A 1,445-nucleotide genomic window follows, 5' to 3' on the forward strand; every position below is an offset into this window, starting at 1 on the left:
CCGGTGGCCTTGGCGACCGCGTCCGGGAACTTGGCCGGGTGCGCGGTGGCCAGGGCGACGACGGGGGTTGCGGGATCCCGCTCCAGGAGCCGGCGGCCGGCGCGCACCCCGATGGCGCTGTGGGGATCGAGCACGATCCCGGTGGCGGCCTGGGTCAGGGCGATCTCTTCCATCACGTCGGGCTCCGGCACCGCGACGGCGTCGAACTCGGAGCGGATTGAGGCCAGGATCTCCGGGCTCAAGGAGAAGCCGCCGGACTGCTTCAGCCCGGACATCAGCCGCGACAGCGCCGAGGCGTCGCGGCCGAGCGCCTCGAACAGCAGCCGCTCGAAATTCGAAGAAATCTGGATGTCCATGGAGGGGGAGGTCGTGGGCACGACGCCGCGCAGCGCGTAGGCGCCGTGCTCCAGGGTACGCACCAGGATGTCGTTGGCGTTGGTGCCGATCATCAGCCGCTCGATCGGCAGCCCCATCCGCTTGGCGACCCAGCCGGCGAGCACGTCGCCGAAATTGCCGGTCGGCACCGCGAAGGAGACCGGCCGGTGGGGCGCGCCGAGCGCCACCGCGCTGGTGAAGTAGTACACCGCCTGCGCCGCGACCCGGGCCCAGTTGATCGAGTTGACCCCGGACAGGCGCACGGAATCGGCGAAATCCGCGTGCTGGAACAGGGCTTTGACCAGGTTCTGGCAATCGTCGAAGGTGCCGTCCACGGCGAGCGCGTGGACGTTCTGGGCCGGCACCGAGGTCATCTGCCGCCGCTGGACCTCCGACACGCGCCCGTGCGGGTAGAGGATGAAGATGTCGACCCGGTCGAGGTCCCCGAACGCCTCGACGGCGGCCGAGCCGGTATCGCCCGAGGTCGCGCCCACGATGGTGGCGCGGGTGTCGCGCTTGGTGAGCACGTGGTCCATCAGCCGCCCGAGCAGCTGCATCGCCACGTCCTTGAAGGCCAGCGTCGGCCCGTGGAAGAGCTCCAGCAGGAACAGGTTGTCGTCGAGCTGGGTCAGCGGGCAGACCGCCGGGTGCCGGAAGGTGGCGTAGGATTCGTCGATCATCCGGTCGAGATCGGTGTCTTCGATCTCGCCATCGATCAGCGGGCGCAGCACGCGCTTGGCCACCTCCGCGTAGGGCTTGCCGGCGAAGCCGGCGATCTCCGCCCGGCCGATCTGCGGCCAGGTCTGCGGCACGTAGAGTCCGCCGTCGCGGGCGAGGCCTGCGAGGAGGGCATCCGAGAACGAGAGCGGCGCGGCCTCGCCGCGGGTCGAGACGTGGAGCACAGGGGCCTCCGGGAGGAAGGCGCCCCCTCTACACGATGCGGGCGGACCTGTCGAAAGTCCGGGCGGTCGCGGCGGGCCCGCGCGGTTTAACCGGGCCTGAACGGGCCGGTTCAGGACCGGTTGCGCCGCCGCGCCTAGGACCGGATCACCCCCGCGGCACCCCGGTTC

General features: G+C 70.9%; 1 protein-coding gene. It reads right to left on the reverse strand.

The window, feature by feature from the left end:
• Window positions 1-1,277 (reverse strand): threonine synthase (gene thrC, locus FV228_RS29630; RefSeq protein WP_147857713.1); only part of this gene is annotated, 1,277 nt, incomplete at its 3' end.
• Between the last annotated feature and the right edge of the window lie 168 nt (window positions 1,278-1,445).

Origin of the sequence: Methylobacterium sp. WL18 (assembly GCF_008040015.1) — a bacterium.
GTDB classification, from domain to species: domain Bacteria; phylum Pseudomonadota; class Alphaproteobacteria; order Rhizobiales; family Beijerinckiaceae; genus Methylobacterium; species Methylobacterium mesophilicum.